We start from the raw sequence: 26,048 nt of genomic DNA, 5'->3' as shown, positions 1-26,048 counted from the left end.
ATGAAGATCATGCACATATATAAATATTTATATTAACAAATTTGCAAGGCTATGAAGCCATGATGCTCATATGAGAAACATAGCCTTTGCCTTCGGTCTTATTATTTTCAGCATAGTCTGCGAGACTACCAAAGCTAATGCGCTTGTGGGTGCAGCCGACGGTGGTTACCGTGCTGCAGATGGAGATTACATCCATATCGATAGCAAGGAAAATATGGTCGGGGTGCAGGGTCTTGACTGTAAAAATCCCACGGTTGAGGCGGGTCGTCTCAGAGCAAAGGCTTGCTGGAGCAACGGGCATATCGCGGGCGATGTCGACGTAACTTGGCGCGTCGATGGCAACGCCATCGAGACCGAAGGTAAGCGGTACATCTCCATCCCACCACTACCACAACCGTCAAAGGCGACAAAGGCCGATCCCTTTCAGCCTTCTGAGGATGGATGGTTGCACAACCGGAGTGAGGTCCGCGTTGATCCCAAAACCAATTCCATCACGTATCTTCGCCTTAAGCCAGATCTTAGGGGGGTAGTGAAGGCGGGTGCCGTCCTGTACCGGGGAGACCTAAAGCCTGGTAGCCTCATGCTTGGGACTGCCTATGCCTTCAAGCAAGGCTGCGCACCAGCGAGCTACCCGGTCCGCGGCATATACTCGAAACACAACGAGATCCTAACTTTGACTGGACCGGGTCCGATCAGGAAGGGATGCGAGGTTGTGGCCTACTCATACGACAGCCCACATTCGCGCCTAGTATTTGAATATATCGTTGGCGATTGAGAGCGCCGCGCTGGAACAAGTTTTGACGGCGGCGGCGCTGGTGCTCGTTGCGGAACCGCTGCTGGCGCCGACGGCCTGGGCGTGGCATCAGTCCGAGGTCTCAGCATCCTACCATTAGCCGTCGCCGAGGAGAAAGACATACCATACCAAAGCGTCACGGCTTTTTTGCAGATGCTCTATGTCACGGTCGATGCAGATAGTTCTGGCACTGGATCGACCTGTTTTAGAACTCCTTTTTCCCATCCAGCGATAAATTGCTCCTCAGTGTATTTCGCAGCAGAAATCATAGCTGCTATTACTGCAAAGATGGACATAGCCCAAAACAACAATCCCGCACAGAGAAATAGCATAGTTGGTATCCCGATAAGGAAGAATTTAAGAGCGTCTTTATATAAACCGCTCGATACGGAATTGGTATAATAACATTCATTTTCTGTTCTGATTGCATAAACAAGTGGCTTGCTTTCGCGGCCGGCAAGCCACAGCTCTGTTAAATGACCATGATCCATTGCATCTTCAATTATTGTGACAATTTCGAGAGGAAGAACAACATTTCTTATCAAATGCATATTCCCCTTAGGCGTTTTTATTTTAATAAATGATATTTCTTGAGTGCCTAATGTTTTACCATCGACAGTCGGAATACTGCTAGGGCCGGTTGCCAATATATGGCCTCGGATCATATCAGACATTAGTCCACCTTTTTTTGAAAAACGAGATTTGATGTAGCTATCTACATAATCTTTCGTCATTTCTAAATCGCAAACATTGCCAGATCAAAACATTTTCTTATGAAAAAGGTAAATTATTTATAATAAAACTACATGAATTACCTAATATTAATTTATTTTTCACTTAAAAGCAAAACACAACAAGCGATTTAGCTTGAAGGTCTTTGACATAACTCTCTTATATTATGCATTTCACATATTTTAGCTATTCGACGTGCCGCACGCAGTTGAAGTAGCTTCTATCATCCTGCGTGGCTTTCAAGTCGGCAGGCGGGCGCTCGCCCGCAGCTTATCTACGAGTTGCCGCTTCTTCGCTGGGAGGCCCCGCAACTGCTGCTCCGTCTCGGCCAGCGGCGGCGCTGATGCTCGCCACGGTCGCACAAAGATTTGGGCACCTTCTAATCGGGATCCTACTGAGTAAGTCTAGCAACCCGGAGCGCTTGGTCAAACATGGAATTGAGAGCAGTAGTGATGTCTGCGGGCGTATTGGCAGTCCGAAAGTAGCCGGAAGAAGCGCAGGCTTGGAGTGGGTTTGCTAACGTCGGGCTGAATGCGTTGACTTTCTTGTTCTCCGCTACAACACTGCCACCCTTATCAACAAAGCTTATTTGATTATACGGAATGTACAGAATAGAAATTACTGCACCAGCGCTCTTCAAAGCATCGCAGTTCTTGGCATCGATCTGTGCTGGCTGCGAGCCGTCCCACCCGGCATCGCCGTAGCCCACGAACTTCGACGGGTTGCCCGGATAGGCGTACGTACCGTTTGGCTTGACGAAGAAGTGCTGCCCATTCTGCATGCCGTCGGTGACAAGGAACACGAACGGCTTGCGGCTCGCGCTGGTCGAGCCGTCGCCGAAGCCGTTCAGGCCGACGATCCCCTTCATCTGCGGGAACGCGACCTCGAAATGAGTACCGCCCGAGCCGATGCCACTAGTTGGATCGCCGGGGGAGTTGAGCTGCGTCGCACCGGTATCGAGGAGATTGGTGAAGGCGAGCGGCCAAGCCACCGAGCACTGGGCCGCGGCCTTAAGGGCACTCACGTCGGTGGTCAGGCTCGCAAGAGTCGCGAGCTGGTTGATGAAGGGGTAGATCCCGATCCGGTACTGGTTCTGCACCGCCGGCGTCGTCGCCCGCTGCAGCAGCGCGCAGACGGCGTTGTTCACTGCGTCCGAGCGGAGCTGGATCTTGCCCGCAGCCAGGCCCCAGCCTTTATTGCCGGGGAAGTGGCACGCAAACTGGCAGCCCTGCTTGTAGTCCGAGAAACTGTCGTCGTTGTTCTGTGCGAGCTGCGTCATGCCACTCGCGGTCGACGGCAGGCCCATCGAGCCCGACACGTCTACCATCAGGTAGAAGTCCAGGTAGCTCGGCAGGTCGACCGAAGCCTTCATCGTGTTGGTGACCGTAGTGGTCGGAACCGCGAATAGCTTCGCGAAGCTATTCTGGATCGTCGCCGTGTAGGTCACGGTGGCAGTGATTGTCTGGCCTGAGATGTCGACGAACGGCGTTGGTAGCGTCACGCTCGAAAGGGGTACACTGCTGGCGTTGACCTTGAAGGTGTTGACGGCCTGCGTGGCCCCTGCTGCTTTCGCCTTGTCGAAGACGCCAAACTGCGATGAGTTGGCGGCGACGTAGGCCTTGGCCGTCACCACGGCGGCGAGCGCCGAGGCATCCGCCGCCCGGTCGAGCCGCGCACGGTTGGTGATCGCCATGCCGTAATCGACCCCGAGCCCGACGAGGCCAACGATCGGGATCAGGCTGAGCCCGAAGATGATGCCGATGCCGCCGTCGCGGTCCCGCATCAGCGATGCCAACGCCGCGACGAGCTGGGATGCGCGGTTTAGCGGCATTTCGTAGCGGTCCCCGTTGTTGCTTGAAGTCGTAATGGACGAGCGGGGCGTAGCGCGCCTGGATAGGGGCAACATGCGTGATCTAGCTCGCGAGACGCTGCCAGCCGTTCGGGGCTCACTGGGGGGGACGACTGCCGATTGTCGGCATTTTGTGTCAGTTACTATAATTTTCTATTAAATTTTTCAGATTGATTGCTTATGCAATGATTATTTATATTACCTAACTGTTCATATACCAATTCCATAGAGTAACACAAATCAACATCAATACGATATTACTATAATTAGCTGCTCAATAATAAATATAAAAAATATTATATATTACGGGTGTCCGTTATTGCTGTTTTTGTTAATACAGTTACATGCGAGCGAAATACTGATTATGCTACGTGTTATCGCAGTCTATATAGCGCAGGGTTTCATGACCACACCTCAGCCGTCTGGAAACAGTCCTCTCGTTGTGGGCCATAGCAGAGCCGAGGAGGGGCCGCCCGTCCGGGATCGCGGATCCGCATTAAGCCGGAGCTTGAATTGATCTCGGTCCGGCGATCTACCTGCCGCCTGCCGCTCTGTGGTGGCGTCAGCTTCAGGCAACCGGATACGGCCCCTGGAACAAGTCGCCCATGGCCTTACGACGGAACACGGTGCGCCAGCGGCGGCGCTGATGCTCATCGCGGTCGTGCAGCATGTGGCAGCGCTGGCAGAAAGCCGCCAGGTTGGCGTCCTCGTTGTTGGCGGTGTCGTGGTCACGGTGGGCGGCGGCCAGCACCACCTTCGTGACGCGGATCCGGGCGAGCAGGTCCTCGTCGCGTAGCCGCTGCCGGAGCCGGCGGCCCTGACCGTCGCGCCAGCTTGCAATGTCGGCATCCCACCAGCGACCATCGCCGAGGTGGAAGACCCGCTGCAGGTGCGGGCGGGCGCATGCCTCGCACCGGCCCCGCGCCCGGCGGAAGCGGATCGCGTCGGAGAGCTGGGGCCAGTCGATGGGGTAGAAGAAGCGGTGCTCCGGCCGGATCGGCATCCCTGCTCCTCCGAGTCGGCAGGCTGCTGTTGGGACCAGCCTAGCCGCTCCCGTGGTTAAGCTCGACCTATCAGATCACCGATCCGGGCTGGCGCAGTGGCGTAAGCCGGAAGCGTGGCCTTGACCGGAACCCATGGCCTGCTTGTTCTCTTTTTGTTCCGAGACGGAGGATGCGCGTGGGTCTCTATCGGGTCGGCGAGCAGGTGGCGGATGCGGGCGGGCTCGTGCGAGTTCCGTTCATGCTCCCGACGCTGTGCGCCGGCTTCCCGAGCCCGGCCGAGGACTTCATCGAGGGGGCGCTGGAGCTTCCGCGCTGGCTCGTGCCGAACCCGCCCGCGACATTCATCTGGCGTGTCCGCGGCTGGTGCATGAAGGGCGCCGGCATCCACGACGAGGACCTGGCGGTGGTCGACCGCTCGCTTTCGCCCGTCTCGGGCGCGGTCGTGGTCGCGGTGGTCAACGGCGAGATGAGCCTCAAGCGCCTGATCATGACCGGCAACCGGCTGGCCCTCACGTTCGACAACCCGGAGATGGATCAGGACTTCACCCTGGAGGATCTAGAGGAAGGCCTGCTTTGGGGCGTGCTGCTGTTCTCGGTGCGCTGGCACCACGTGAAGGCCCGCGCGAGCCTCGTGCGATGAGCCGCGCTATCGCGCTGATCGACGGCAACTCCTTCTACTGCTCCTGCGAGCGCGTGTTCGATCCGAAGCTGACCGGCGTGCCGGTGATCGTGCTCTCGAACAACGACGGCTGTGCTATCGCCCGCACGGCCGAGGCCAAGGCGCTCGGGATCCGGATGGGCGAGCCCTACTTCAAGATCCGCGACCTGTGCCGCCGGCAGAAAGTGCGCGTGTTCTCCTCGAACTATGCTCTCTACGGCGACATGAGCGCGAGGGCGAACACGGTCTACCGGCAGTTCGCGCCGGACGTGGAGATCTACTCCATCGACGAGAGCTTCCTCGACCTCTCCGACGTGCGCGAGCGCGACCGGGTGGCGCTCGCCCGGGATCTCCGCTCGACCGTCCGGCAGTGGACCGGCCTACCCACCTGCATCGGGATCGGGCCGACGAAGACGCTCGCCAAGCTCGCCAACCACATCGCCAAGACCGTGCCGGAGCTCGGGGGCGTCTGCGACCTGTCCGATGAGGCTGAGCGCGCGGCCTGGATGGTTGGGATCTCAGTCGGCGAGGTCTGGGGCATCGGGCGCGCCTCGCTGGCCCGCCTGGAGGCCATGGGCGTCGATACGGTGGCGGACCTGCGCGACCTCGATCCCCGGCCGGCCCGCCAGTCACTGACGGTGGTGGGCGAGCGGATCATCCACGAACTGCGCGGCCGCGCCTGCCTGCCGCTCGAGATCGTGCCGGCTCGGCGCAAGGGCTGCGCCGTCACCCGCTCATTCTCCAGCAGGATTACCGAGCGGAGAGTACTGGAGCAGGCGGTGGCGGCGCACGCCACGCGGCTCGGCGAGAAGCTGCGGCGGGACGGGTTGGCGGTTTCGGCGGTGACCGTCTTCTACCACACCAGCGAGCACGACCGCGGCGACCCGATGCGCTCGGTCTCGAAGGTGGTGCACCTGCCGGAGGCAACAAACGATACCCGGCACCTGATCGACGCGGCGATCCGCGGCGTAGCGATGACCTGGCGGGAGCAGGGGCCGACGCCCTGGCGCTACAGCAAGGCGGGGCTGGTCACTACCGACCTCGTGCCGCTCGACGAGGCGCCGCGCCCGCTGTTCGGTGCGCACGACCGGGAGAAGTCCGGCGCGCTGATGGCGGCGATGGACGCCTGCAACAGCCGCTTCGGGCGCGGCGCCGTGGTGCCGGCGCGGGCTGGGCTGCTCGAGAAGCGCACTTGGTCGACCAAATTCGAGATGCGCTCGCCGCGGTTCACGACGCGGTTGAACGAGGTGCCGATGGTCAGTGCAGTGGCTCTGTAAGTCCGTCCAAAACAGTGGCACAACCGCTCCATGGGTGGGAAGCAGACGCCCCGGGTCGGGTGACCCCTGCTATGATTTGGCGATGCGCGAAGGCGAAGCTGAACTCGGGATGGTACGGCGGCACGTCGAAGTCGGCGCGCGGCTCATCGCGAAGCAGCGCGCCCTCATCGCTCGCTTGCGACAGCGGGATTTGCCGACCCAAGAGGCAAAGGCGCTCCTGATCCTCTTCGAGGACGTTCAGCGCCAGCATGAAGAACATCTTGCTCGTCTTGAATTGCTCGAAAGGGAGGGTCCTGCTTAGTGACAAAAGCATTACCTCCATGGTCAAGCTGATTGGGATTTGACCTTGGGCTTCTAGAAAGCCCATCGACATGCCACCACACCAAGGCGGAACGGTTATAGCCGAATTGTATTGGGCTCCAGCGAAAGGAGCGATTTCGCATTCTTCAGGGACGCGAGCGCCCGCCAGAGGGTATGGCCTTGGCGGGCGTTCTGCTGTTGAGCAGTCAATTTTTCGCCGTGTCAGTGGGTGCGTCATTCCTGGCTATCCACAGAGGTAACTTTCCCATCCGGGCTGATCTTAGAACCTGCCGGAGGCGGTCCAATACCTGTTGAGTCGGTTGCGGGCGGCGTTTTGCCTTGCTCTCGAACGAGGGCGCCGCCGATGTGATTTGTGTCTTCCGATCTCTGCTCTTTGTCATCACTTCGTGTGGTATTGCTAGTAAAACCGTGCTCGATACCTGCACCATGCGCGGACAGGATTTTATCTGATTTCTGACTGTCAGAGCCTTCAGCTCTTAGACCACCAAGATAGCCTGGATAACGCTGAAAGGGCTTGGGCGGTGCTGTATGCATTCGAGAGGCCACCGCATGTCTCGACCATGCGGTGTCAGGAACGCGCTGGCGTATATATAAAAATATGAGCCCTGGAAATCCGCAAGCGAGGAGCAGGAAAATTATCATGCCCATAGGCTGTCCTCCAGCTTAGGTATCAAAATATCTGAAGTAACATCCTGCAATTTCGATTGTTCCTGATTGCGTGTTGATTTTTATCATAAACTAGGCATTAGAGGGCAGCTACAATCACCCACAAACAACAAAATAGCATATAATGATGGCGCGAGTTTCCGAATTTCAATTATATTGTGCGCGATTTCGATGTACATCATACTGATAAGCTAAATACTATTCTACCGCGGAGCCTTACCTGTTGTGGTTTAACAGGAATTCTAGCCATCCATGATGCGGCCAGGCTTCATTTTGGCACCCCTGCTTAGCATCACCTTGCACGCGCCGACGGGAGGTCAGCGAGTTCGTACCTTTGGCTAGTTGTGTTTCATTTGTTAATCCACCGATCGAACGTCCACAATATGACGGTGCCCTTCTGATGAAACGTAGGTAGGTCGATGACCACACGCACTTTTCGATGCGAGCCCCTGCTAGTGAATACCGCCAGCCAGGACGAGCAAGGTTACCTCTTATTCGTAGACGACAAGCTGCTTGCTGTCGTGGTCCGCGTTGAGCGCGACGACGAACTTGACGATACGCTCTGGGGACGCTGGTGCTTAGAGGCAGCCTTTGGCCCATGCCAATACGCAGGTGCATCGTTGACTTTCGCGGCCCCTGAAGAGGCTCTTGAGTGGGCTGTCGGGTGCGTCGAAGATCATCAGCGCGATCATATTTCATTCAGGAAGGCAGCGTAAGCTGCTCTGAGCATGATATAGACGAAGGACCTGAGCTGATCGTTGCGCTCAGCGTCTTAATTCTTGCCTCCCCGCCCTTAATTCTGCACCCTTAGCTGTACGTCTGACATGGTTGGTACGGTGGTTTAGGGTTGAAAGCGGCGGCTCGAAGCGCGATCGAGATTGCGTCGCATCAAGAGACCGGCAGGGCCCGGTCGGCTACGATCGCGGCCATGTGCAACCTCTACAGCTCGGCTCGCTCCCAGGACGAGATCCGGCGCACCTTCGCGATCGACCGCGACGAGACCGGCAACCTGCCGCCGCTGCCCGGGATCTTCCCCGACCAGATGGCCCCAATCGTCCACGCCGCCGAGGGCGAGCGGGTGCTGACGATGATGCGCTGGGGCTTCCCGCCACCACCGAAAGCCGGCATGCAGCCGGTCACCAACGTGCGCAACGTCGCCTCGCCCTACTGGCGGCCCTGGCTCAAGCCTGCGTTCCGCTGCCTGGTGCCGGTCACCTCGTTCAGCGAGTACGCTGACACCAATCCCCGCAAGACGCCGGTATGGTTCGCCCTCGACGAGAGCCGGCCGCTGTTCGCCTTCGCAGGGATCTGGCGACCCTGGACGGGCGTGCGTGGGCCGAAGCGGGACGAGCCCGCTGAGGAGGAGCACCGGCTGTTCTCGTTCCTGACGACCGAGGCGAACAGCGTGGTTGGGCCGGTACACCCGAAGGCGATGCCGGTGCTGCTCACTACTGCGGAGGAGTGGCGCACCTGGCTCGAGGCGCCGGCAGAAGAGGCGTTGCAGCTGCAGCGCCCTCTCCCAAACGAAATGATGACCGAGGTAGCGCGCGGCACGCGTCAGGATGGGTTCTGAGTGTCGGTCGATCGGTAATAGCGGGCTGAACCTCTACGGGGGCGAGGCTCAACCCGCTGGCCTCACCGAACGGGGGAGCAAAGTGAGACGCAGCATCCATATGATGGTTGCAGGCAATTAAATAGTTAAAAATCATACATGTTCGATGGGTTGCTCGCAGCTTCAAAAAACCTGATTTTAATATAGGAATTTATCCCTAATGACAAGGCAGCTATTTTCTCATATCATACCTTGTATATGACGGATGTCGAAAAATTGAGCACAAAAGTCGATAGATTTTCCACCAAAGGTCGGCAGGCTAGCCTCCGCACGAGGCAGGACAATGCCAGGATGCGTGCGGTAGAACTCGCCCCGACATTCGCAAGCGTGCGGGCGGATGGCGCGACGACATTGTCAGCCATTGCCGCAGCACTCAACGTGCGTGGCGTGCCCACGGCTCGCGGCGGTTCGTGGTCAGCGGCTCAGGTAAGCCGGGTGCTTGCCAAGATCCAGCCGGTTTCTGCCTGTTGCGTAATTTGAAGCATCTACATCTCGCGTGTGCTGATCAGCAGATCGCAGAATGCGAGCAGCGTATCAGCTGCCTCCTAGATAAAATTGAGCAGAAAAAGGCCGATGAAAAAGATACCAAATTCCTTGAAAAATTAGCTCAATTAATGTTTGAGTGCTTGGATCACTGGCGCGTCCATCGGCAGGCTATCATGGAAGATATTACACAGCGCGGTGACTGAGCACGAATTAACGCCAGCGCTGTACGCTGTTTTATCTACCGGCCCGACTGAGCGCGTATTAGGGAGCGACAGCAAAGCCTGAGCGGCGGGCCGGGGCGTTCCCTCCGAAGAGACCCGGCCCGCCGACCTCGCTGAAGGGTGATCGGAACAGCAAGGCACCTGTACTTAGCAGCGAAGCTTGGCGGCGGCACAGACATCTGTTGGGTTGCGGCGCGGCGAGAAAGCCTACTGGAATGGGTTAGGGATCACGTCCTCAAGGGCGAAGAAGATCCCCACGAGCGCGATCACGAGGCCTGCTACAATCAGGCTCACGGTTCGGAGCGGCAGGGTACGCCCAGTTCCCTGCCGCCATGGGTTGAGCAGGCTCACTTCACTCCGCCGCGGCTTCAACCTTCTTCGGCCGGCCGCGACGCGCCGGTGCAGCAGGTTCGCCCCCTTGCACTTCGTTGTCCGCCTTCCGCGCAGCTGCCCGATCGCGCCGGAGTTGGCCGAGGCCGAGGCTCTTGGCGAGCTCGGAGCGCTGGGCCGCATACGTCGCCGCAACCATTGGGTAGTCGAATGGCAGACCAAATTTCTTGCGGTACTCGTCCGGCGTGTAACCCTGCGAGTTGAGGTGACGCTTCAGCGACTTGTACGGCTTCCCGTCGAGAAAGCTTGTGATCGCGTCGGGCGTGACCGACTTGCGGATCTGCGCCGGGGTAACCTTGTGATCCTCTTCCGGCGCAGCTGCCGGCTGGCTGAGGCCAGTCAGCGAGGCGTGCACTGATGCAATGAGGTCGGGAAGGTCCGCAGCACGGACGTTGTTGTTCGAGACGTAGGCGCCAACGATGTCGGCGGCGAGACCGATAAAATCAGCGTCGTGTTGTGTGACGTCGTCCATGATTGAGGCCCAAACTATCTGTTGTTTTGCAAATTCAAGATAGCGAGCGACTGGTTGGATAAGTCAAGTCAGATTATGATGCCGCATCTCGTATTTCGTGCAGAGTGGATTTCGAGCCAGCCGACGCTGTTCGGCTTTCGCTGGCACATGTGTCAGGCAGAACGGTATTCGAACAGTTCAAGCTGCTGTGGGTTCGCTCACCTTCGACGCGGTCGTCGAGGAGCGGGCTCAGGTCTCACGAAGGGCGGTAGCGCCTCGCGCGGCTTAGCGGTGCGCCAGTGAAGCGACGCTTTCCCTCTGGGATGTCCCTCAACCGCGGCCTCGCTTGGCTCACCGCGAAGCGGGTGAACAGCCATCGGGCCGTCTATCCCGCCAGCTCTGAGGACGCCAATCCGCCAAAGTTTGACGAACCGTTGCCGTTCGTGCCGAATGCCAGCTTGGGCGACTCGCATCCTGTGTGTCGCTGAGGAGAACACCGCCGCCGCAGTGAGACCCTGAAACGCAAACAGCCCCCCGTCGCCAAACGGAGGGCCGTGCTGCTGCCGAAGCAGCGATACCGGGAAATCATTCGCTCCCCGATATCGCCAGAGGCTCTCCCGGGAGTCAAGTCGGAACGCCAATTCCGACAACGGTAGCGGCTTGCCTGAGGAACGGAGCGCTTGCCGGCGCCTCCGATCGATCTGCCGCGGCCCGAAAGGGCCGAACGATGACGTGTGCCTACCGCTTGCCGCGCTCTGTCGCGGACAGGCTTGAGACGGCCCTACGCGGCCGGAAGAACGCGGCTGCCTGCCTCGCCCTGGCGACGTGGCTCGGCCGGTTCTGGAGTACCCCCAGGCGGCTCCTCTACAGTTTTCCGGTCGATAGGAGGGCCATCGCCGGCCGGGAGGATCTAGGGCTGACCGAGGCCCGGGTGCGTGGGGCGCTCGCCGTGCTCGAGGAAATTGGCTTCGTTGCCCGGTACGAGCCCGACCCGGGCAAGCGCTACCAGCGGACGGCTGAGGGCCTGCACAGGAGGCCGCTGCTGTTCCGGTTCGCCGAGGAGTACGCCGTGGCCTTCACGGCCGCGAATGCCCGCGCTCAGGCGGCTCGTGGAGCCCCTGCGCCAGCAAGGCGCCCAATCCCGCGCCCCGAGCCGCAGCGGGCGCCAGCCTCCAACGTCACCGCCCCCAGGGCCATGCCCGCACCCCAACTCGCCCAAAAGCAAGCTTCCCCGGAAAGGGGGGTGATTATGGGCGAGGTGGATCGGTCGACATCTCGACGAGCGTCAGAAGGATTGGAAGCTGCCCTCGAACGGCTGCGGCGCGGCATGGGTCTATAACCGGCAGAGACGCGAGACCGTCGCAAGCTCTGCCGGAAGGCAGGGTCGCAGGTCGAGCAGTTCCATTCCAGAAAGGCGATCAGTCATGCACCAATGCACCAGCCGCATGGAACGTAGGCATACGGCCATCTGTTGAATTGTGCGGTGCAGCATGACCGCTGAGGAGCAATCATGATTGGACCCGCCGATATCGAAGACATGTTGATGGATTACGTGTCTACGGACGCCACGCACGAAGCGTCCGAAACGCAACCGTCGCAGATGATCAGTTGGACATGGTGGCTCATCCCCGCGGCGTCGCTGGCCTTCGAGGCTCAAAAGGTCATTCAGCTGCGGCTTTTTAGGTTGGCGTGGGATTGGCGAGAGGGTTGATGCAAACTCGCCACAGCGCTCCGGCACCAACGGAGGATGAAGTCACAGGCTGGAGCCACGCTAAACGCTGTTGTGATTTGAGCAACAGTGCCAATCAATTGTTTGCCATCGATCAATCGGACTGGTTTTCATGCTGCGCTGCGGCAATAACTATTTCAATTATATCATTGCGAACATTATTATCAGAAATAAGATCAAATGCTCGAATTAGCTGAATTGTCTGATCATGTGATTTTTTATTATCTGAATTATTGTAATCTAAGATCTCACTAGTAATTGGACTAATGCTAACGCCAAGTGCTTCTTCTATCTGTCGTACGCGACGTAATCCAATATCACCAACTCTAGAATTCACATCGGCATTTTTGATCGAATCATATTTGGGTTGTTTGTATCCGTTCCGTACCTCGTCACCCATCTTCGCCTCCAAAATATTTTAATTATAACGATTTAGCACTGGCCGCGATGGGCTCGCTGCTCGCAGACTATGTGAAATCTCTAAGGCCAGCTTTCAATCTCATAAAGCACATCTTAGGCCGCATTCAGGCAGGCGTGTGAAATTTCACACGCAGAGACTAGCATTTGCTAATAGCTATGCAATTTGTGGTAGGCAGCTTGGACTACTGACGGAGGCGCGCGTGAGAGGCGCACACCACACCCTTCATCTGGATGCCCCCTCAATCGACGTGCTCGCCATCCCCGATGCGGTGGGTAGCTGGGACTGGGACATCGCGAGCAACTGCATTTACGCTGATGACGTCGTGGCCCGCCTGTTTGGGGTGGGTCTCCGCCAAGCCAGTACCGGCATCCCCATCGAACGTTTCGTAGCTGGCATCCATCCCGATGATAGGCAGTGGGTCTCCGCATACATTCACCGGACAGCCGAGTCGTCAGGCGTGCTCGTCGCCGAATACCGGACATGCCCGCAAGAAGGTGAAGTACGCTGGGTACTGGCTCGGGGGCGCTTCTATCATGATGTTGCAGGTCGGCCGCTACGCAGCCATGGCATCATCGTCGACATCACCGACCGCAAGGAGGACAGCTCCCGCTTCGTGGTGGAGCCGTTGAACCAGGACGACCACCCGCTGGAGCGCGCGGCCGATCAGTGCATGGCCCTGCGCGACACGCTGGCAGAGGTAAAGCAGCCGTTCCTGCTGAAACTCACCGACATGCTGCTCCTGGAACTCGCCCGGGAGTTGAGCAAGTTGGTGCAGGGAGCACGGCGCCGACGTCTCAGCTGACCCGGCCCCTGCTCGCAGGCAGGGGGGCCAGCACGAATGATCTTCGTCGCAAACGCGAGCGGCGCCATAACGTATGTCAGCCCGGAGTGGTCCACCTTCACCGGGCAACCCCCCTCTGAAGCTGCCGAGCACGGCTGGTTCCGGTGCGTGCACCCAGACGACTACGAACCCGCGGTTACCTTCCTGCGGCGTGTCAGAAATCAGCAGAGCGAGTACAGTCTGCGCCTTCGCCTCCGCCGGGCTGATGGAAGCTATGCTTGGGTGATGATCGGAGCCGTTCCCTCCTATGGTCCGCCCGATCGCACCTTCCTCGGCTATCTCGGATCGCTCACGGAGATCAGCCCCAGCGGCTCCGAGCCGATGACCGCCTACGGCACGATGGCACATTTTATCCCGCCGCCATCGAACGCAACGACACCGCCTGGCACGCCGTTGGAGGCCGTCGCCGACTACCTGCTGATGGCACATGGCCTCATCGAGCAGGACGGCGCCAAGGAGATGCTGCCCGTGCTGAGGCATGCCCTGACGATGGCGGGGGTGCTGCTCGCACGACACAGCACCTCATCCGACCCAAGTGATCGGTTCCACTGAGGACGCCGATCACTTCCCATCGTAGCCGTCGTCAACGAAGGCGATGATGAGGTAGGCGTACAGAGCGCTGAAGAGAGCTCCGACGAGAGCCGCTGCCATCATCCACGCCGGCCCAGCGTATAACGTCCATGAGGCACCGACGCAGGTGCCCGCCACCGCTGCCACCAACACGAAAAACATTTATCGACCCCCTCTAAATGCAATTTGGGGTTGTATTTATGAACAAATAATTGTTCGAATGCCCGAGGATGCTGGCTAAAGCTGGTAAGGTAGGAGACGTGCTGGGGGTAGCTGCCTAGCACGGTGCGATCGCGCACACCGCCGCTGCTCGGCCGGGCATAAAAGGATCACGCCCTTCACGGGCGTTTCCTCCCTGGACTCCAGCCGCTCGCAAGGGCGGCCTTTTGTTTCCGGGGATGCGGCGGCGGTTCGGCTATCAGCCCCCCCTCAGACGTCGGACCGTCGCTGCTTAAAGCGCTACGGGTGAGCATCTGGCACTTCGATCGTCACAACCTGGCCGGTCACCGGGTCCAGAACACGGATCGTCGCCATGACGGCTCTCAGCTGATTTGCCCCACACCAGCATGCAACCAGAGGTCGAGTTCGTAAAGCCATTCTTAACCATGCGAGGAGCGGTCGCATACGATTGACCCTGCACCGGAGGTGGTTGGTGACGACGCAAGGCCGTGCGTCTCACCACGACGCGAAGGCGTTGTGGATCGCCTTCACGTTGCACCTATCGCAGCGTGGGCGACTCCCCGGGTTTCAGGTGGCGATCCTCGCCGTCAGGACCGCCTTGCGACACATGGGAGTGGAGTCGGTCTAGGTGCTCGAAGACATGCTCGAAGGCGCGCGTAACCGCCTCCTCGAACGAGCCGTCACCCTTGCCCTGTGCGGCTCGGAGAGCACTGAGGAGTTGCTGATGCTTCTCGGTGTCGCTCGACATGGCATGCCTCCTGCCGGTGAAACGCCGGCTTGGACGGCAAGCTATCTGATCGCGCCGGGTTCCTACTGCGTCGATCGCACCCTGAGCGTCGCGCCCGCTCGCTTCAAAGAAACATGTCCATCACCTCGTTGAGGCTGGTCCCAACTTCTCGACCGAATGGATGCTGGCGGACGTGCTCGGGCAGATCGTCGTACAGCGCTCGGAGCGCGTCGCACACGGGTCCACCACCCTCCTCGGCGCTGACGCCCTTCAGGGTGAGAAGGCGAGCCACGGCTTCGGCGTGCCGGCGGTCACGTCCCTCGCCGGCTGGGCTGCCGTGCTCGAGGCTGAGGACTGATCTCAGTTCGAAGCCGCCCGCGTAGCCTAATGCCCGCCCGTAGGCCTCACCGACAGCCTCATGAGCCGTCATGCCGCCGAGGTGGCCTGCGACCAGCAGCACCATGAGGTTGGTGCCACCCATGAATGGGCGTTCCCCGCTCAACATCAGAGAGCGGGACGTCTCGAGGCGGATCAGCCGGTCCTTCAGCCTGTGATGCATCTGGGGGTCTCCGGCTCTTAACGGCCTGCCCACGGCGCTGGGCCGCCGCGCAGGATCTGGTCGTAGTCAGCCGCGATCTGGTGAAGGGTGCGGCTCGCGAAGTACGCCCGCTGTGCCTCGCTCACCTCCTCGGGCTCATCGAGCGAGGCAGCGTATCGCTCGGCAGCCTTCTCCCGTTCGGCCGGCGACAGCACCAGGGCGGAGGAAGGGCGACCGGCTTCAAGCTGCCCCAGTCGGCGGATCAGGGACGGGCTGGTCATCGAGCCTGCTCCTCGACGCCATAGTAGGACAGCGCCTGCACCAAGCACGTGTCATCGTCCGACCATTCGGATCTGCCTGCCTTCGCCACAGCAACCTCGTTCAGTGCGGAGCACAGCACGCGGAACGATTGATCGCCCGAGGGCGGGCTTCCCTCGGCCCTGTACCTCTCGCACAGGGCTTCGCTGGCTTGCTCCACGCGAGTACACCAGCGATCGGGATCCGCCTCCATACCGCTCACCATCTCGGCGCGATCGGCAAAGCCGAGGCCCCTGGCGAAGCCGTCGCTAAGGCTATCCGAGGAGTACGGCGCTTCGGCAACTCGGGGGCGAGGATATCCGCCCAGAGCTACTGCGACCGCCCGTAGCCAGGCGCCCGTCACCTCGCGCGGAACCGAAGCAGATCCTCCTTCACGAAGGCGGCTGCGCTCCAGCCGTTCGAGGCGGTCGGTCAAACGTGCGGTCATCGGGCGGCTCCCTGCTGTTCGAGGGCAGCAATCCGAACGGCGAGATCCGCCGCCTCTACCGCCTTCACGTGGGCATCGACCAGCTTGCCGAGTTCGGCGGCCTCGGATGGGGTGAGCTCGCCAGCGGCCACAGCTGCCAGCAGCGCCGAGGTGGCCTTCGGAAGGTCCGCTGCCGTTTCGATCGGGGGCAGGGTGAACGGCACCGGCCGGTCTTTTCGGACGGGCATCAGGCGATCGAGGCAGAGGCGAAGCGCAACCGTGTCGCCGTCCTGCGCGAGTTCTATGGCGCGACGGGTCAGCCCCTCAGCCTCGCTCGCCAATAAAGCTTCCATCGCCACCGTCGTCTTGTGGCGAGCGCCCTTCGGCCTTCCTTTCGGATTGCCGCTCTGGCCTTTGCTGAACGTCCCTGGCTTCGCCACCACAACCTCTGAAACTACAGGATCGTAACAGGTGCTCCGACACTCGTGTGCAGAGTCTATCAGGTTCCGATCATTATGACTGGTAGGGCGTCAGATCCTCAAGAGGAAGATCCACGGGCCGGCCGTCCTCTGCACCTATAACGCACCGGATGATGTTGAGATCTTGGTATCGGATCTGGTGTCCTTGCTCGCGCAGGAAGGCTACGGCGTCGCCGTGAGACATGCCATGCGGTCCTTGGATGATGAAGCGGCGGGCCACCCGATGTGGCTGAGAATGAAGCGCGGCAGTGGCCTCCAGCTTTTCGAGGCGGCGATGGATGGCGCTCATGGTGAGGTTCCTACTGCACTGTCACAGACGAGATGCCAATCACACACCGCATCAGCTTGCCTGAGCCTATGTGCGCAACCGCACGAAGACCTTACCACGCAACACGAAATGCAACACAGCCGCGATTGTGTCGGCGTACACGCCCCAACCTCGACGATTATCGAAGGTCGCAAAGGGTTGGTGCGATGCTGAATGTCATTAGGGTGCTCGCTGCCGGCGCTCCACTGACCGTGTGGAGCCATACGGGTTCTGTCGTGGCGGGACCTGTTTCTCCGCTCGAACAGGTCGGTGGAGCGGTGGGCGGTGCTCCTGCTGTTGAGAGCACCTGCCCTTCCTCGGGCTTGGCCGCATCTCAGCTGGAGCAGACTCTAGGCAGGATTGATCATAACGCTTGCATCGACAATCCCTGCCGATGCCGTTTCGCTGCTCGCCAGCAATACCGCTCTCCTGGGGGCGTGAGCCGCTAAGGGGCTGCACGGGCGAACTGGAAGATTGGACGGTGCACGGCGCTGGCGATCGCGCTCCGGCGGATGATCGCGAAGGCCGGGCGCGACCTGGAAGAAATGATCCGGGCGGCTGAAGCGTCGATGGTTAGCCGGCTTGTTTTCATGAACCCATTCCGTCAGACCAAAAGGTGCCGCTTGCGTTCGCGTCGAAGCTCGCAAAGTCGGAAAGCCTAGATGTTTGCCCATGTGAGGTTCTGAGCCGCCGTGCCGAAGCGCAAATCGCCCTCACTCTCAGAGAAGCCGAAAAGGGCCGCTTCTCTGAAGAAGGTGGCAGAGAAAAACGCGCTGCAGGTGGCGGCTCTGCCAGTGCGTCAGGCCGCGGATGGCGGCCTTGAGGTTCTGCTGGTTACCACACGTGAGACACGGCGCTGGATCCCGCCAAAGGGCTGGCCGATGAAGGGGCGCAAGCCTTATCGGGCCGCGGCCATCGAGGCCCAGGAGGAGGCCGGCGTCACTGGTCAGATCAGCAAGACGCCGGTCGGTCACTATTCCTATGGCAAGCGGCTGGCCGGCGGAGGCGTCGTCCCTTGTCAGGTAGCGGTCTACGTGCTGGCCGTCACGGATCACCTGCCCAACTGGCGCGAGCAAGGCCAGCGTGACGTGCAATGGGTGAGCCCCGAGGTTGCCGCCATGCTGGTTGAGGAACCGGAACTAGCCGCGTTGATCCTCGACCTTGCCCGCTCGACGAGCTTGGAAGAGTAGATTGGCGGTTGCGAACCGACGGGCACTGCGAGTGCCAACAACGATGCACAGCCTGTGCGATCTGCGCACCGTCAGATGAATGTCATCTCGGCGGCATCGGGCAGAAATGCTGCGTGGCATGTCACAACCATGCAGGTCAGCTCGTCATAGCTTCGAACGTCAGAATTCGACGTTCCGAGCATCAGGATCCGTCATGAGCGAGAACAAGCGGCTGATTTGGAACGAGGTAGCGCCGCAGGGTGCCAAGGCGCTTTTCGGCATCCACCACTACATCACTACGGGCACCAATCTGCCCCATGAACTAATTCACCTCGTCTTTCTACGGGTGTCGCAGATCAACGGCTGCGCGCACTGTATCGACTTGCACACCCGGGATCTTCTTAAAACGATGCCGTTCGAGAAGGTCGCCTTGGTTCCGGTCTGAGCCGAGGTCCCCCATCTGTTCCCTGACCAATACCGCGCTGCGCTCGCGTGGGCGGAGGAAGTCACGCTGGTCAGCGAGACGCACGCTTCCGATGAAGCCTATGCGGCCGCGAGCGCGGCCTTCACGCCGAAGGATCTCGTGGACCTCACGATCATCATCGCGGCGATGAACGCGTTCAATCGGCTCGGAGCGCCCTTTCGGCTGCCGGTCAAGGCAACGGCCTGATCCGCTTCTTCGCATCGTCACCTTGTGAGCACCACCTTCCTCGCCCGGCTCGGCCGTAATTGCCCTCAGAGCGTCTCTGACGGCGTTTCTGGGTTCAGGCAGGGCCCCGACCGGAAAGCCTCAGAAAACGCCTCCAGCGCCTCCGCTGCGGATTTCTGGCGCATCCGCAGCGCGATCCGGTGCAGGTGGAGAAGCATCTGAGTCGCGCATAAGAATGGCTTGGACTCGATTTAATGGAGGCGGAGGCGCAACATGCAGGATGATCGCCTCCAACTCTCTCGCCGACGCCTTGCCGCTCGTCGCTGCGCTGGCCGAGGAACTCGCCTTCGCAGTGACCTCCGACCTTATGGCTGAGCAGTATCGGACGCCCAGCCCGGCGCTCGATCGGCTTGCGGCTGCCAAAGCCTTTCTCGACCGGCATCACCACCCGATAGGGCCGAACGTGCAGGAGGCGATTGAGATCGCCACAGCGCAAGGTGGATTGCCCAGCTAGCTACCGAAGCTCAGCGCGAGTTCGCATCACTCGTCCTTCGGGCCTCCCCGCGACGCCGGCATGGCGTCGATGAACGCTTCCAGATCGACGCGGCGGATGAGGCGAACGCGGTTGATCCTCCGGGACGGCAAGCCGCTCTCTCTGAGCCACTTCCACACCGTCGAGTCAGTGACGCCCATGATCTCGGCGACCTCCTCCACCCGGTAGGTCAGCCGCTCAGGCGCCAGAGCCGGTCCCGGCTCAGTTCGCGGCCTTGTCTGCGGCTGCGGCGCCGCCTGTGGCACCTGGGGCGCTGCTGCCCGCTCGACCATGACCGGCGGTAAGGCCTGCACCGCAGCGCGAACCTCAAGCTCGATCAGCCGCCGGATCGCGTGCTCGGGGATCATCGCCTTCAAGTTCGCGGTAATGTTCTCGACGACGCGGGCCACGGCGGCGTCAACGGCCTGCTGTCGGGTATCGACCGGCTGCAGCGGGGTCTGGGGTGGGCGACCAGGAGGGCGAGGCACGGCGGTGCTCCTCTCAGTTCAGGCGGCACATAGTCGGCGCCGCCTGAGCCTGAGTAACTACCCCGCCTTTAGGCGGCCTTCCGGCCAAGCCCGATGCTCTTAGCGAGTTCGGAGCGTTGGGCGGCATAGTTGGCTGCGACCATCGGGTAGTCGTGCGGCAGGCCCCATTTCTGGCGGTACTGCTCAGGGGTGAGGCCGCGCCCGGCCAAGTGGCGCTTCAAGGTCCGGTACTGACGACCGTCCTCAAGGCTGATGATGTAGTCTGGGGTTACCGTCTTCTTGATCGGCATAAGCGGGGCTGGCCGCTCTTCCTTCGCGGACTCAGCCGGCCCGCCGAGCTTGGTCAATGCTGTGTGCGTCGCGGCAATCAGCGCCGGCAGGTCGCCGACCGGCACGCTGTTCCTCGTCACGTAGGCGGACACGATGTCGGCGGCTAGGCTAACCAGATTGTTCTCAGAAAACTCGACGGTGGTCATATTTGGGTCCAGTCATATGACTTCGATTGTGAAATCGTTCCCATAATGCGCTGTATCACGAATAATTTCAAATGGTAGGATTTAAATCCTGTGATTTGTGTCTTGATCGGCCTACCCAGCAACAATTGACCATGCGGTATCAATTAGGGCAGCGCGGGTCTCAGCATGAGCGGGCTCTGCAGCGATGGCAGCGGCGCGGGCTTAGCGCAGCGCTTCGACGCCTCCCACCGCGGCTAGCTCCTCACCACAGCGATATATCCAACGTCGGATATGTGTTGTGCATAATGTAATATTGGCTCTATATCTGGATGAAAAGAAAAATCTCAGATCTTTAAATACGAACATATGTTAACAATCTAAATAAAATAGAGATTGTAAATTGTCATATGCACGCTCGAAACAGAATATTCGGCGCGGCTCTATATGGATAGAGGGGCGACGCATGTCGCTTCCTTGCTCTGTGCGTGATGTGCATATGTCTGGGGCGCTTATTATGATCGATCCGAGCGTCTGCCTGTCCGACAAGATTTTTCTTCGCCTCGACGGCACCTGCGGATATGTCCTCTGCAGCATAGTTTGGCGCGGGAAAGGCGAGATCGCCGTGGTATTCCTCTCAAGGCATGAGAAAGTCGAGTTCAAGGGACTGGCGTACTGAGAAGACCTCAGTTACATGTACCTAAAATATTGATAATTGAGTAGTGGTTTCAGCTAAAATGGAGATCATCAAGCTGTCTTGCGGGTGCGCCAGGCTTCGCGGACTTCGTGGCACCGGGTCAGGATGCCTTCAATCCACTCGGCGTCGGCGTTCGTCGGGCGGCGCTTCAACACGCACCGGAAGGCCTTGAGCCGGTCGCGGTCCTCGCGGGACAGGAACTTGCCGCCAGCGGCCTTCGGGATCGTCCAGTCCAGCATCAGGCAGTGCTCCACCACGTCGCCCCAGTGCGCGATCCGCTGCGTGCCCCAGATCGGCAGGCCATGGCGTGTGGCGGGCGCATCGGGGGCATCTCTCGCCTCTTTCCGCCGGCGCTCGGCCGCCTCGTAGGCTTCGCGCATCAGGTCGGCGCTGTCCCGCGCCATGCTCCCGAAGTCGACATCGCCAAGGTCCGGCTCGTCGGGCGAGAACGGCGTGAGGATGATCTGGGGGCGGGCGGCAGCCTCCTCCACCACCGCAGCGAGGGCGTGGAAGTCGAGAGAGGCCGCCGACAGGGTCCGGCCGATGGCCCGCACGGTGCTGACCACCTCGCCGTCATGATCGCTCGCCAGCAGGCGCACGAGCTTGCCGAGCCTCTGCGCGGTCTCGGCGGGGATCACGCGGCATCCCCGGCGGTGGTCGCAGCATCCATCACGGCGAGGTCGATTGCGCGCAGGGTGGCCAGCGCTACGAAATCGAGGATGGCGGCGCCCTCCGGGGTGTCAGGGACCTCGGCGAGCACATCAGTATCGGAAGCGGCGGTGCACATGCCGAGGAGGTAGAGCCAGCCGGGGCGCCCCTCTTTGGTGCAGCGGGCGACCTCGACGCTGCCGGTCTGGCCGTAGACGTGCAGCACGGTCCAACGGTCCTTCGGGGTGTCGCGCTTGGTGCTCCAAAGCTCGATGATGTCGGCCATGATGGGGCTCCTCAGGCAGCTTTGCGGGGGTGACGGGCAAGGGTGTCGGCAAGCTGGCGCTCGCAGGCGGCCTTGAAGTCCGCCGCGCGCTCGTAATCGTCATCGGGGCCGATCCATCGCCCCTCGGGGCCGCGCACGGCGTAGGTCCAGCCGCCGGACGTGGACGCGGCACCGGCCGCGGTGATCGGAACGGGGCGGGCAGCGCTGTCGGTGACGCGAAAGGCGATGACGGGGCGAGGATCCAGGCAGAGAAGCCCACGGGCCGCGTCGGCGGCGGCCGGGATGTGCACCTCAAAGACCATGTATCCGGTCGGGGCCGGAACGATGGTCCCGCACAACTCCTCGAGGTCGGCGACCGCGAGCAGGAGGCGTTCCTTGCGCCCGTCCGTGAAGGTTACAAAGAACCCGGCGCCGCCGCGTGGCATCTCGGCCGAGACCACGTGCGTGCTGTTGATGATCCGGCCGTCTTCGGTGCTGATGAACATGCGATATCCTCAGGCTGGGGGAAGAGGTTTCGTCACGGCGGCGTAGCTCGCCCAGATGTGCCGCTTAGTCATGCTAGGCAGAGCGTTGATGGCGCGGGCGGCGGCGGGGAGTGCGGCCGGATCCCGCTCGGCCGTGCGGAGCAGGCGAACCGCCTCGTTGCCGTCGGGGCCGGTGATCAGATGCACCACAGCCTCAAGGCCGCGGCAGCGGGCGATCCGCTCGGCCGGCTCAAGCGCGGGGCTGAACGGCCCCCATTTGTCGAGGTGGTCGGTCACTCCGCGGCCTCCAATCGGATCGGGGTCGCAGTCGCCAGGATGGCCCAGATCGAGGGCGCCCACCGGATCGGCTTGGCGTCGGGCGGCAGGGTCCAGCGCACCACTTCGGCCCGAACCGGCGCGGGACGCTCGGCGGCGGCGGGCACGTCGACCACGCACCGGCAGCGGGCGACGAGTTCGGGATCGTAGTCAGCCGCGCGGAGCAGCAGGGCGCTCGCCGGAGCGGGCAGGCTCGAGGCTTCGACAGGCTCTGCCCGGGGCGCCTGCTCCGGCTCTTCGATCTTCACCCACTCAAGCGCACCGAGGCGGTCGAACAGCCAACCCTCAAAATCTGCTGGGGCGTTCGGGAGCAAGATCGCCTTGGCCGGAGCGTAGCGCCCGCGGCGCTTGTAGGTCGCCTGCCTGACGCTAGCCCCAACGTGTTTAGGGGTGCCGGAGGCCTCCGTTCCGGGGGCGTTCTGGCCCGCCGTGACGCTGGGGGTAACGTCTATAATTATATCCCTTATAGACGTTACCCCCAGCGTCGGCGGAACGGCTTCGCGTGCCTTGTCCCGGGTAGGAGCTACCTCCGGAAAGCACGCTTCGATGTCGGCGGGGCTCGCGAGCAGCACGCCCTCGGGCGCCATCTCGGCCCAGGCGCCGACCTTCGCCTCGTCCCAGGACACGACCGCATCCACGCTGAGCGGCAACGGCACGTCGTTGATGATGTCGACGAAGGCGGGGGCGTCGGGACCGCGCCGCAGGGCACGCAACCGACCGATGGCCTGGATCAGCCCAGCCTCGGTGATCTGCCATCGCAGTGCCTCGGCAACGGGGTCGGGGTGCCGCTCGTGCTCCACCTTCACCGTCGCACCCGACGCCAGTCGGATCCCGCCTTCGGTCCGCGGGTACCAGGCGCCCCCCGCCTCGCCCTCGGGCAGCGCTTCGGTCACCTCGCCGGTGATGATGCCGGCCAGCGGCTCGACGATCCGCGGCCCCGGCTGCAGCCGGCCGATGCATATCAACCCGCCCGCCGTCGCCCACCGATCGATCCCGGCGACCGCACCGAAATGGGCGGTCTCGACGTTCTCCGGCAGGCCGATCTCCGAGAGCTTCGCTACCAAGGCTTGAGGCGCAATCACGACCACGATGCGGGGGTAGGCCAGCGCGGCGCGCAGCCGGATCAGCCGCATCAGGTCGACCACCGACCGGCGGGGCATGTCGAATTCCTTTCCTTCGATGATCCCGAGCTTGCGGGCGGTGACCGGCGCGCCGACGATCTGGCGGGTGCGGACGTAGGGGCTCCACCGCGCGGTGATGTCGGCGCGCACCTCGACGGGATGGCCGAGCACGGGGGCGAGCAGCGCCGGTTCGGGCAACGTGGCGTCGAGGAGGAGAGCGGGCGCCGACCAGGAAGTGCGGACCGTGCCGAGGGAGCGGCGTTCAATCACCCGGCACTCGGCCTCGCGGTCGTAGCGAAGATAGAGGCGTCCAGAGGCGGCAGCGCTCCCTTCCAGGAACGTGCGCAGCTCGGCCCAGAGGCCGGCGAGGAGGCGCATTTCCTTGTTGTGAGCGGCAACCGCTGCCGCAGCTGCCTTGCGCGCCTTCGGGGGCATCCCGGGCGTGATCCCGGGTTCTCTCTGGCGCATCCACTCAAGGCGGTAGGCGTTGGCGGCGACGGTCTTGGTGACGCCGCGCTGAAGCAGGATTTCCCGGCCCAGGGGGCCGTCCTCGTCGTGAGCCCGGAGCGCCCGGAGTAGGGCGCCGCGGGCGCTCTGAAGGTCGTTCGCGGCGTTGCTGAAGACGCTGCCGTCATCGTCGCGCTCGAACGGGGCTTGCTCGATGGCGTCGAGCGACATGCGCGCCGGCTTGTCCGGCAGGGCCCCCATCGTGAACCCCTCGTCGATCACCAGGGCGTCGGGCTTCGGGATGAACGAGGGGCGGGACTGGAACAGCAGGGCGTGGGGGATCAGCCAGACTTGCGGCTTGGCCTGCCGCTGCCGCTGCATCCCGCACAGGGCGTGGAAGGGGCAGAGGTATTGCAGGCCGTCCACCCGCCGCTCACACACTGCCGCTCGGATGGACCCGCCCGCGTCGCGCGCATCCTGCATCGCCGGCAGGTCGAGGCACATGGCAGCATCTTCCGCATCCGGGTCGGCGCTGGTGTAGCCGCGATAGACCCGGGCCTCGACGCCTTGGGCTGCGAACCGCTCCTGCAACTCGGCCAAGAGCGAATGCATCGGGGCGGCGTAGACGATGCGCTGACCGGTCTTAGCGGCCTGTGCCGCACCGGCGATGGCGAGCGCGGTCTTGCCGATCGCGGTCTCGACGCGGGCCGCCCAAGATGTCGGGGTGGGCTCGGCCGGTGCTTCCTGGTCGCGCTCCTTCGCCTCCTCGGCGCTCACCTCCCAGGCTTCCCGGTCGGCTTTCCAGGCAGGGATGTGCTGCTCGAAAAAGGCATCCACAACGCCGCGGGTTTCTGCCTCCGCTTCGGCGACGGTCTTGCGATGGTCGAGGTAACTCGGGGCCGCGGCCGGCATCTGCGCCGTGGGCTGCGGGGCGAGGGTCACGAACCCGCGGCGCACCCGGTCGAGGAGCGCCGCAGCCTTCACCCGGGCTGCCTCGGGGGACCAACGGGCGTCATCCAGCAGGGTGGAGGCGGTGAACGCTTCCCAGGCCCTGCCGGCGAGCGACGCAACGGTGATCTCGGCGCCCTCGTCCTGCATCGCGACCGCGACGGCGTACACGGTACGGGTCAGGTGGAATTCGCGCCCGTCGACCACGCGGCCGGTCTCATCCCGGACGATCTGGCCGCCCCCGTTTCCGGTGCCTTTGCCCCGCCCCGCCCGACCCCCGGTTCCGTTCAGCTCGACGACGCGGCCAAGGCGCGCCAGGAAGTCGTCAACCTGCGCCTGGTTGATCTCCGGGGCCGCATCCGGCCCGGCGGTCAGGGGCGTTTCGGCCCCGATCCAGGAATAGGGCCGGAGGGTCTTGGCATGAACGCCGTATGCGACGAACTGCGTCCCCGTGCTCAACACGTCGATGCCATCGCCGGAGCCGTCTGCCGTCTTGAGGTGGACGCTCGGGATCGCCTCGGCGGCGCGGTAGACCAGGGCGACCTTCGGCGCCTGCCCCTGACGGATGAACGGGGTCTCGCCAAACACCTCGAACGCGAGGGCCTGCGCCCGGTCGGCCATGTCCGGCTCAACGATGAAGTCGGCGTCGATCGTGACGATGTCGCCGCAGGCCATTCCGGTCCCGGGCCACTTCCGCTCGCACTTCTGCCAGTCGGCGAGGTCCGCCGTGGAGGTGCCGGGCCCCTCAAACAAGGCGCGCTCACCCCACCGGAGGATCCCCGGCGCCTTGCCGCGGCCTCTGTGCTTCGTGTTGTCATGGGCGACGATCGGGAGG

30 protein-coding genes and 1 pseudogene are annotated in these 26,048 nt (G+C 61.8%); 12 read left to right on the top strand and 19 right to left on the bottom strand.

Annotation, left to right across the window (positions count from 1 at the left end):
• The first annotated feature begins 70 nt into the window (after positions 1 to 70).
• Positions 71 to 775, top strand: a complete 705-nt coding sequence (locus BM430_RS34315) for a hypothetical protein (RefSeq protein WP_143132159.1) — start codon at positions 71 to 73, stop codon at positions 773 to 775.
• A 176-nt stretch (positions 776 to 951) separates the two neighbouring features.
• On the opposite strand, the gene BM430_RS34310 is transcribed toward BM430_RS34315, so the two are convergent.
• From BM430_RS34310 to BM430_RS29300, 3 genes are all read right to left on the bottom strand, one after another.
• A complete protein-coding gene (locus tag BM430_RS34310; RefSeq protein ID WP_143132158.1) occupies positions 952 to 1,527 on the bottom strand; it encodes a hypothetical protein in 576 nt (191 codons plus the stop codon).
• A 389-nt stretch (positions 1,528 to 1,916) separates the two neighbouring features.
• Entirely contained in the window at positions 1,917 to 3,356 is a 1,440-nt protein-coding gene (locus BM430_RS29305; RefSeq protein ID WP_093570748.1) for a TadE/TadG family type IV pilus assembly protein, read from the bottom strand.
• A gap of 586 nt (positions 3,357 to 3,942) precedes the next feature.
• Positions 3,943 to 4,377, bottom strand: a complete 435-nt coding sequence (locus BM430_RS29300) for a hypothetical protein (protein WP_093570747.1) — start codon at positions 4,375 to 4,377, stop codon at positions 3,943 to 3,945.
• A 170-nt stretch (positions 4,378 to 4,547) separates the two neighbouring features.
• Here BM430_RS29300 and BM430_RS29295 point away from each other — a divergent pair, with 170 nt between their 5' ends.
• The 3 genes from BM430_RS29295 (at position 4,548) to BM430_RS29285 (ending at position 6,614) form a co-directional block, all read left to right on the top strand.
• The gene (locus BM430_RS29295; protein WP_093570746.1) at positions 4,548 to 5,018 is read left to right on the top strand and encodes a LexA family protein; all 471 of its coding nucleotides are present in this window, start codon (positions 4,548 to 4,550) and stop codon (positions 5,016 to 5,018) included.
• Positions 5,015 to 6,313 carry a Y-family DNA polymerase gene (locus tag BM430_RS29290; protein ID WP_093570745.1) on the top strand — a complete coding sequence of 433 codons (1,299 nt, stop codon included), beginning with the start codon at positions 5,015 to 5,017 and terminating at the stop codon, positions 6,311 to 6,313. The genes BM430_RS29295 and BM430_RS29290 overlap by 4 nt, the downstream gene beginning before the upstream one ends.
• Before the next feature lie 82 nt (positions 6,314 to 6,395).
• Positions 6,396 to 6,614, top strand: coding sequence for a hypothetical protein (locus tag BM430_RS29285; RefSeq protein WP_093570744.1), 219 nt, complete (start codon positions 6,396 to 6,398; stop codon positions 6,612 to 6,614).
• Positions 6,615 to 6,847: 233 nt separating this feature from the next.
• Here the strand turns inward: BM430_RS29285 and BM430_RS34305 are convergent, their stop codons facing one another.
• Positions 6,848 to 7,276, bottom strand: coding sequence for a hypothetical protein (locus tag BM430_RS34305; protein WP_143132157.1), 429 nt, complete (start codon positions 7,274 to 7,276; stop codon positions 6,848 to 6,850).
• A gap of 952 nt (positions 7,277 to 8,228) precedes the next feature.
• Between BM430_RS34305 and BM430_RS29275 the strand changes: the two genes are divergently transcribed.
• Positions 8,229 to 8,873, top strand: coding sequence for an SOS response-associated peptidase (locus BM430_RS29275; protein ID WP_093570743.1), 645 nt, complete (start codon positions 8,229 to 8,231; stop codon positions 8,871 to 8,873).
• Between the two features lie 449 nt (positions 8,874 to 9,322).
• Complete coding sequence (locus BM430_RS34300) at positions 9,323 to 9,601, top strand: hypothetical protein (protein WP_143132156.1); 279 nt, start codon at positions 9,323 to 9,325, stop codon at positions 9,599 to 9,601.
• A gap of 370 nt (positions 9,602 to 9,971) precedes the next feature.
• Here the strand turns inward: BM430_RS34300 and BM430_RS29270 are convergent, their stop codons facing one another.
• Complete coding sequence (locus BM430_RS29270; RefSeq protein ID WP_093570742.1) at positions 9,972 to 10,481, bottom strand: Ros/MucR family transcriptional regulator; 510 nt, start codon at positions 10,479 to 10,481, stop codon at positions 9,972 to 9,974.
• Between the two features lie 1,489 nt (positions 10,482 to 11,970).
• On the opposite strand from BM430_RS29270, the gene BM430_RS29260 reads away from it, so the two are divergent.
• Positions 11,971 to 12,171: a hypothetical protein gene (locus BM430_RS29260; protein WP_093570740.1), complete on the top strand. Its 201-nt coding sequence runs from the start codon at positions 11,971 to 11,973 to the stop codon at positions 12,169 to 12,171.
• Between the two features lie 112 nt (positions 12,172 to 12,283).
• Here BM430_RS29260 and BM430_RS34295 read toward each other — a convergent pair whose 3' ends face one another.
• On the bottom strand, positions 12,284 to 12,589 hold the full coding sequence (locus BM430_RS34295) for a hypothetical protein (RefSeq protein ID WP_143132155.1): 306 nt from the start codon (positions 12,587 to 12,589) through the stop codon (positions 12,284 to 12,286).
• A 220-nt stretch (positions 12,590 to 12,809) separates the two neighbouring features.
• On the opposite strand from BM430_RS34295, the gene BM430_RS29255 reads away from it, so the two are divergent.
• Both BM430_RS29255 and BM430_RS29250 read left to right on the top strand, forming a co-directional pair.
• Positions 12,810 to 13,412 carry a PAS domain-containing protein gene (locus BM430_RS29255; protein ID WP_177303203.1) on the top strand — a complete coding sequence of 201 codons (603 nt, stop codon included), beginning with the start codon at positions 12,810 to 12,812 and terminating at the stop codon, positions 13,410 to 13,412.
• 36 nt (positions 13,413 to 13,448) lie between these two features.
• Complete coding sequence (locus BM430_RS29250) at positions 13,449 to 14,003, top strand: PAS domain-containing protein (protein ID WP_093570738.1); 555 nt, start codon at positions 13,449 to 13,451, stop codon at positions 14,001 to 14,003.
• A 736-nt stretch (positions 14,004 to 14,739) separates the two neighbouring features.
• Here BM430_RS29250 and BM430_RS29245 read toward each other — a convergent pair.
• From BM430_RS29245 to BM430_RS29220, 6 genes are all read right to left on the bottom strand, one after another.
• The gene (locus tag BM430_RS29245) at positions 14,740 to 14,949 is read right to left on the bottom strand and encodes a hypothetical protein (RefSeq protein WP_093570737.1); all 210 of its coding nucleotides are present in this window, start codon (positions 14,947 to 14,949) and stop codon (positions 14,740 to 14,742) included.
• A gap of 103 nt (positions 14,950 to 15,052) precedes the next feature.
• Complete coding sequence (locus tag BM430_RS29240) at positions 15,053 to 15,487, bottom strand: hypothetical protein (protein WP_093570736.1); 435 nt, start codon at positions 15,485 to 15,487, stop codon at positions 15,053 to 15,055.
• Positions 15,488 to 15,504: 17 nt separating this feature from the next.
• Positions 15,505 to 15,747 (bottom strand): hypothetical protein, encoded by a 243-nt coding sequence (locus tag BM430_RS29235; protein ID WP_093570735.1) that lies wholly within the window; start codon positions 15,745 to 15,747, stop codon positions 15,505 to 15,507.
• Complete coding sequence (locus BM430_RS34910) at positions 15,744 to 16,211, bottom strand: hypothetical protein (RefSeq protein WP_177303202.1); 468 nt, start codon at positions 16,209 to 16,211, stop codon at positions 15,744 to 15,746. Before BM430_RS34910 ends, BM430_RS29235 begins: the two co-directional genes overlap by 4 nt.
• Positions 16,208 to 16,630, bottom strand: coding sequence for a DUF5681 domain-containing protein (locus BM430_RS29225; protein WP_093570762.1), 423 nt, complete (start codon positions 16,628 to 16,630; stop codon positions 16,208 to 16,210). Before BM430_RS29225 ends, BM430_RS34910 begins: the two co-directional genes overlap by 4 nt.
• Positions 16,631 to 16,703: 73 nt before the next feature.
• Positions 16,704 to 16,958 (bottom strand): hypothetical protein, encoded by a 255-nt coding sequence (locus tag BM430_RS29220; protein ID WP_093570733.1) that lies wholly within the window; start codon positions 16,956 to 16,958, stop codon positions 16,704 to 16,706.
• 797 nt (positions 16,959 to 17,755) lie between these two features.
• On the opposite strand from BM430_RS29220, the gene BM430_RS29215 reads away from it, so the two are divergent.
• The 3 genes and pseudogenes from BM430_RS29215 to BM430_RS29205 all read left to right on the top strand — a co-directional run bounded on the left by BM430_RS29215 (position 17,756) and on the right by BM430_RS29205 (position 19,308).
• Complete coding sequence (locus tag BM430_RS29215; protein WP_093570761.1) at positions 17,756 to 18,166, top strand: NUDIX hydrolase; 411 nt, start codon at positions 17,756 to 17,758, stop codon at positions 18,164 to 18,166.
• Positions 18,167 to 18,359: 193 nt separating this feature from the next.
• A pseudogene (locus BM430_RS29210) lies at positions 18,360 to 18,815 on the top strand (carboxymuconolactone decarboxylase family protein).
• Between the two features lie 259 nt (positions 18,816 to 19,074).
• Positions 19,075 to 19,308: a hypothetical protein gene (locus BM430_RS29205; protein ID WP_093570732.1), complete on the top strand. Its 234-nt coding sequence runs from the start codon at positions 19,075 to 19,077 to the stop codon at positions 19,306 to 19,308.
• A 26-nt stretch (positions 19,309 to 19,334) separates the two neighbouring features.
• On the opposite strand, the gene BM430_RS29200 is transcribed toward BM430_RS29205, so the two are convergent.
• From BM430_RS29200 to BM430_RS29165, 7 genes are all read right to left on the bottom strand, one after another.
• Positions 19,335 to 19,736 (bottom strand): helix-turn-helix domain-containing protein, encoded by a 402-nt coding sequence (locus BM430_RS29200; protein ID WP_093570731.1) that lies wholly within the window; start codon positions 19,734 to 19,736, stop codon positions 19,335 to 19,337.
• 146 nt (positions 19,737 to 19,882) lie between these two features.
• Positions 19,883 to 20,290: a Ros/MucR family transcriptional regulator gene (locus tag BM430_RS29195; RefSeq protein ID WP_093570730.1), complete on the bottom strand. Its 408-nt coding sequence runs from the start codon at positions 20,288 to 20,290 to the stop codon at positions 19,883 to 19,885.
• 723 nt (positions 20,291 to 21,013) lie between these two features.
• The gene (locus BM430_RS29185; RefSeq protein WP_093570728.1) at positions 21,014 to 21,601 is read right to left on the bottom strand and encodes a hypothetical protein; all 588 of its coding nucleotides are present in this window, start codon (positions 21,599 to 21,601) and stop codon (positions 21,014 to 21,016) included.
• A complete protein-coding gene (locus tag BM430_RS29180) occupies positions 21,598 to 21,897 on the bottom strand; it encodes a hypothetical protein (RefSeq protein WP_093570727.1) in 300 nt (99 codons plus the stop codon). The genes BM430_RS29185 and BM430_RS29180 overlap by 4 nt, the downstream gene beginning before the upstream one ends.
• A gap of 11 nt (positions 21,898 to 21,908) precedes the next feature.
• Positions 21,909 to 22,382, bottom strand: a complete 474-nt coding sequence (locus BM430_RS29175) for a hypothetical protein (protein WP_093570726.1) — start codon at positions 22,380 to 22,382, stop codon at positions 21,909 to 21,911.
• Positions 22,383 to 22,391: 9 nt separating this feature from the next.
• Positions 22,392 to 22,658, bottom strand: coding sequence for a hypothetical protein (locus tag BM430_RS29170; protein WP_093570725.1), 267 nt, complete (start codon positions 22,656 to 22,658; stop codon positions 22,392 to 22,394).
• On the bottom strand, positions 22,655 to 25,966 hold the full coding sequence (locus BM430_RS29165) for a hypothetical protein (protein ID WP_348273098.1): 3,312 nt from the start codon (positions 25,964 to 25,966) through the stop codon (positions 22,655 to 22,657). The genes BM430_RS29170 and BM430_RS29165 overlap by 4 nt, the downstream gene beginning before the upstream one ends.
• Positions 25,967 to 26,048: the final 82 nt, after the last annotated feature.

Source organism: Methylobacterium sp. 174MFSha1.1 (genome assembly GCF_900116815.1).
Classification (GTDB): Bacteria; Pseudomonadota; Alphaproteobacteria; order Rhizobiales; family Beijerinckiaceae; genus Methylobacterium.
This window is presented reverse-complemented; position numbering and strand designations above follow the sequence as displayed.

Coding starts and splice junctions, on each gene's coding strand:
- BM430_RS29295 (WP_093570746.1), top strand. CDS start 4,548: ATGCGCGTGGGTCTCTATCGGGTCGGCGAGCAGGTGGCGGATGCGGGC.
- BM430_RS34310 (WP_143132158.1), bottom strand. CDS start 1,527: ATGACGAAAGATTATGTAGATAGCTACATCAAATCTCGTTTTTCAAAA.
- BM430_RS29290 (WP_093570745.1), top strand. CDS start 5,015: ATGAGCCGCGCTATCGCGCTGATCGACGGCAACTCCTTCTACTGCTCC.
- BM430_RS34315 (WP_143132159.1), top strand. CDS start 71: ATGAGAAACATAGCCTTTGCCTTCGGTCTTATTATTTTCAGCATAGTC.
- BM430_RS29305 (WP_093570748.1), bottom strand. CDS start 3,356: ATGCCGCTAAACCGCGCATCCCAGCTCGTCGCGGCGTTGGCATCGCTG.
- BM430_RS29245 (WP_093570737.1), bottom strand. CDS start 14,949: ATGTCGAGCGACACCGAGAAGCATCAGCAACTCCTCAGTGCTCTCCGA.
- BM430_RS29175 (WP_093570726.1), bottom strand. CDS start 22,382: ATGTTCATCAGCACCGAAGACGGCCGGATCATCAACAGCACGCACGTG.
- BM430_RS29240 (WP_093570736.1), bottom strand. CDS start 15,487: ATGCATCACAGGCTGAAGGACCGGCTGATCCGCCTCGAGACGTCCCGC.
- BM430_RS29180 (WP_093570727.1), bottom strand. CDS start 21,897: ATGGCCGACATCATCGAGCTTTGGAGCACCAAGCGCGACACCCCGAAG.
- BM430_RS29300 (WP_093570747.1), bottom strand. CDS start 4,377: ATGCCGATCCGGCCGGAGCACCGCTTCTTCTACCCCATCGACTGGCCC.
- BM430_RS29205 (WP_093570732.1), top strand. CDS start 19,075: ATGATCGCCTCCAACTCTCTCGCCGACGCCTTGCCGCTCGTCGCTGCG.
- BM430_RS29260 (WP_093570740.1), top strand. CDS start 11,971: ATGATTGGACCCGCCGATATCGAAGACATGTTGATGGATTACGTGTCT.
- BM430_RS34910 (WP_177303202.1), bottom strand. CDS start 16,211: ATGACCGCACGTTTGACCGACCGCCTCGAACGGCTGGAGCGCAGCCGC.
- BM430_RS29270 (WP_093570742.1), bottom strand. CDS start 10,481: ATGGACGACGTCACACAACACGACGCTGATTTTATCGGTCTCGCCGCC.
- BM430_RS29275 (WP_093570743.1), top strand. CDS start 8,229: ATGTGCAACCTCTACAGCTCGGCTCGCTCCCAGGACGAGATCCGGCGC.
- BM430_RS29220 (WP_093570733.1), bottom strand. CDS start 16,958: ATGAGCGCCATCCATCGCCGCCTCGAAAAGCTGGAGGCCACTGCCGCG.
- BM430_RS34295 (WP_143132155.1), bottom strand. CDS start 12,589: ATGGGTGACGAGGTACGGAACGGATACAAACAACCCAAATATGATTCG.
- BM430_RS29235 (WP_093570735.1), bottom strand. CDS start 15,747: ATGACCAGCCCGTCCCTGATCCGCCGACTGGGGCAGCTTGAAGCCGGT.
- BM430_RS29250 (WP_093570738.1), top strand. CDS start 13,449: ATGATCTTCGTCGCAAACGCGAGCGGCGCCATAACGTATGTCAGCCCG.
- BM430_RS29285 (WP_093570744.1), top strand. CDS start 6,396: ATGCGCGAAGGCGAAGCTGAACTCGGGATGGTACGGCGGCACGTCGAA.
- BM430_RS34305 (WP_143132157.1), bottom strand. CDS start 7,276: ATGATAATTTTCCTGCTCCTCGCTTGCGGATTTCCAGGGCTCATATTT.
- BM430_RS29195 (WP_093570730.1), bottom strand. CDS start 20,290: ATGACCACCGTCGAGTTTTCTGAGAACAATCTGGTTAGCCTAGCCGCC.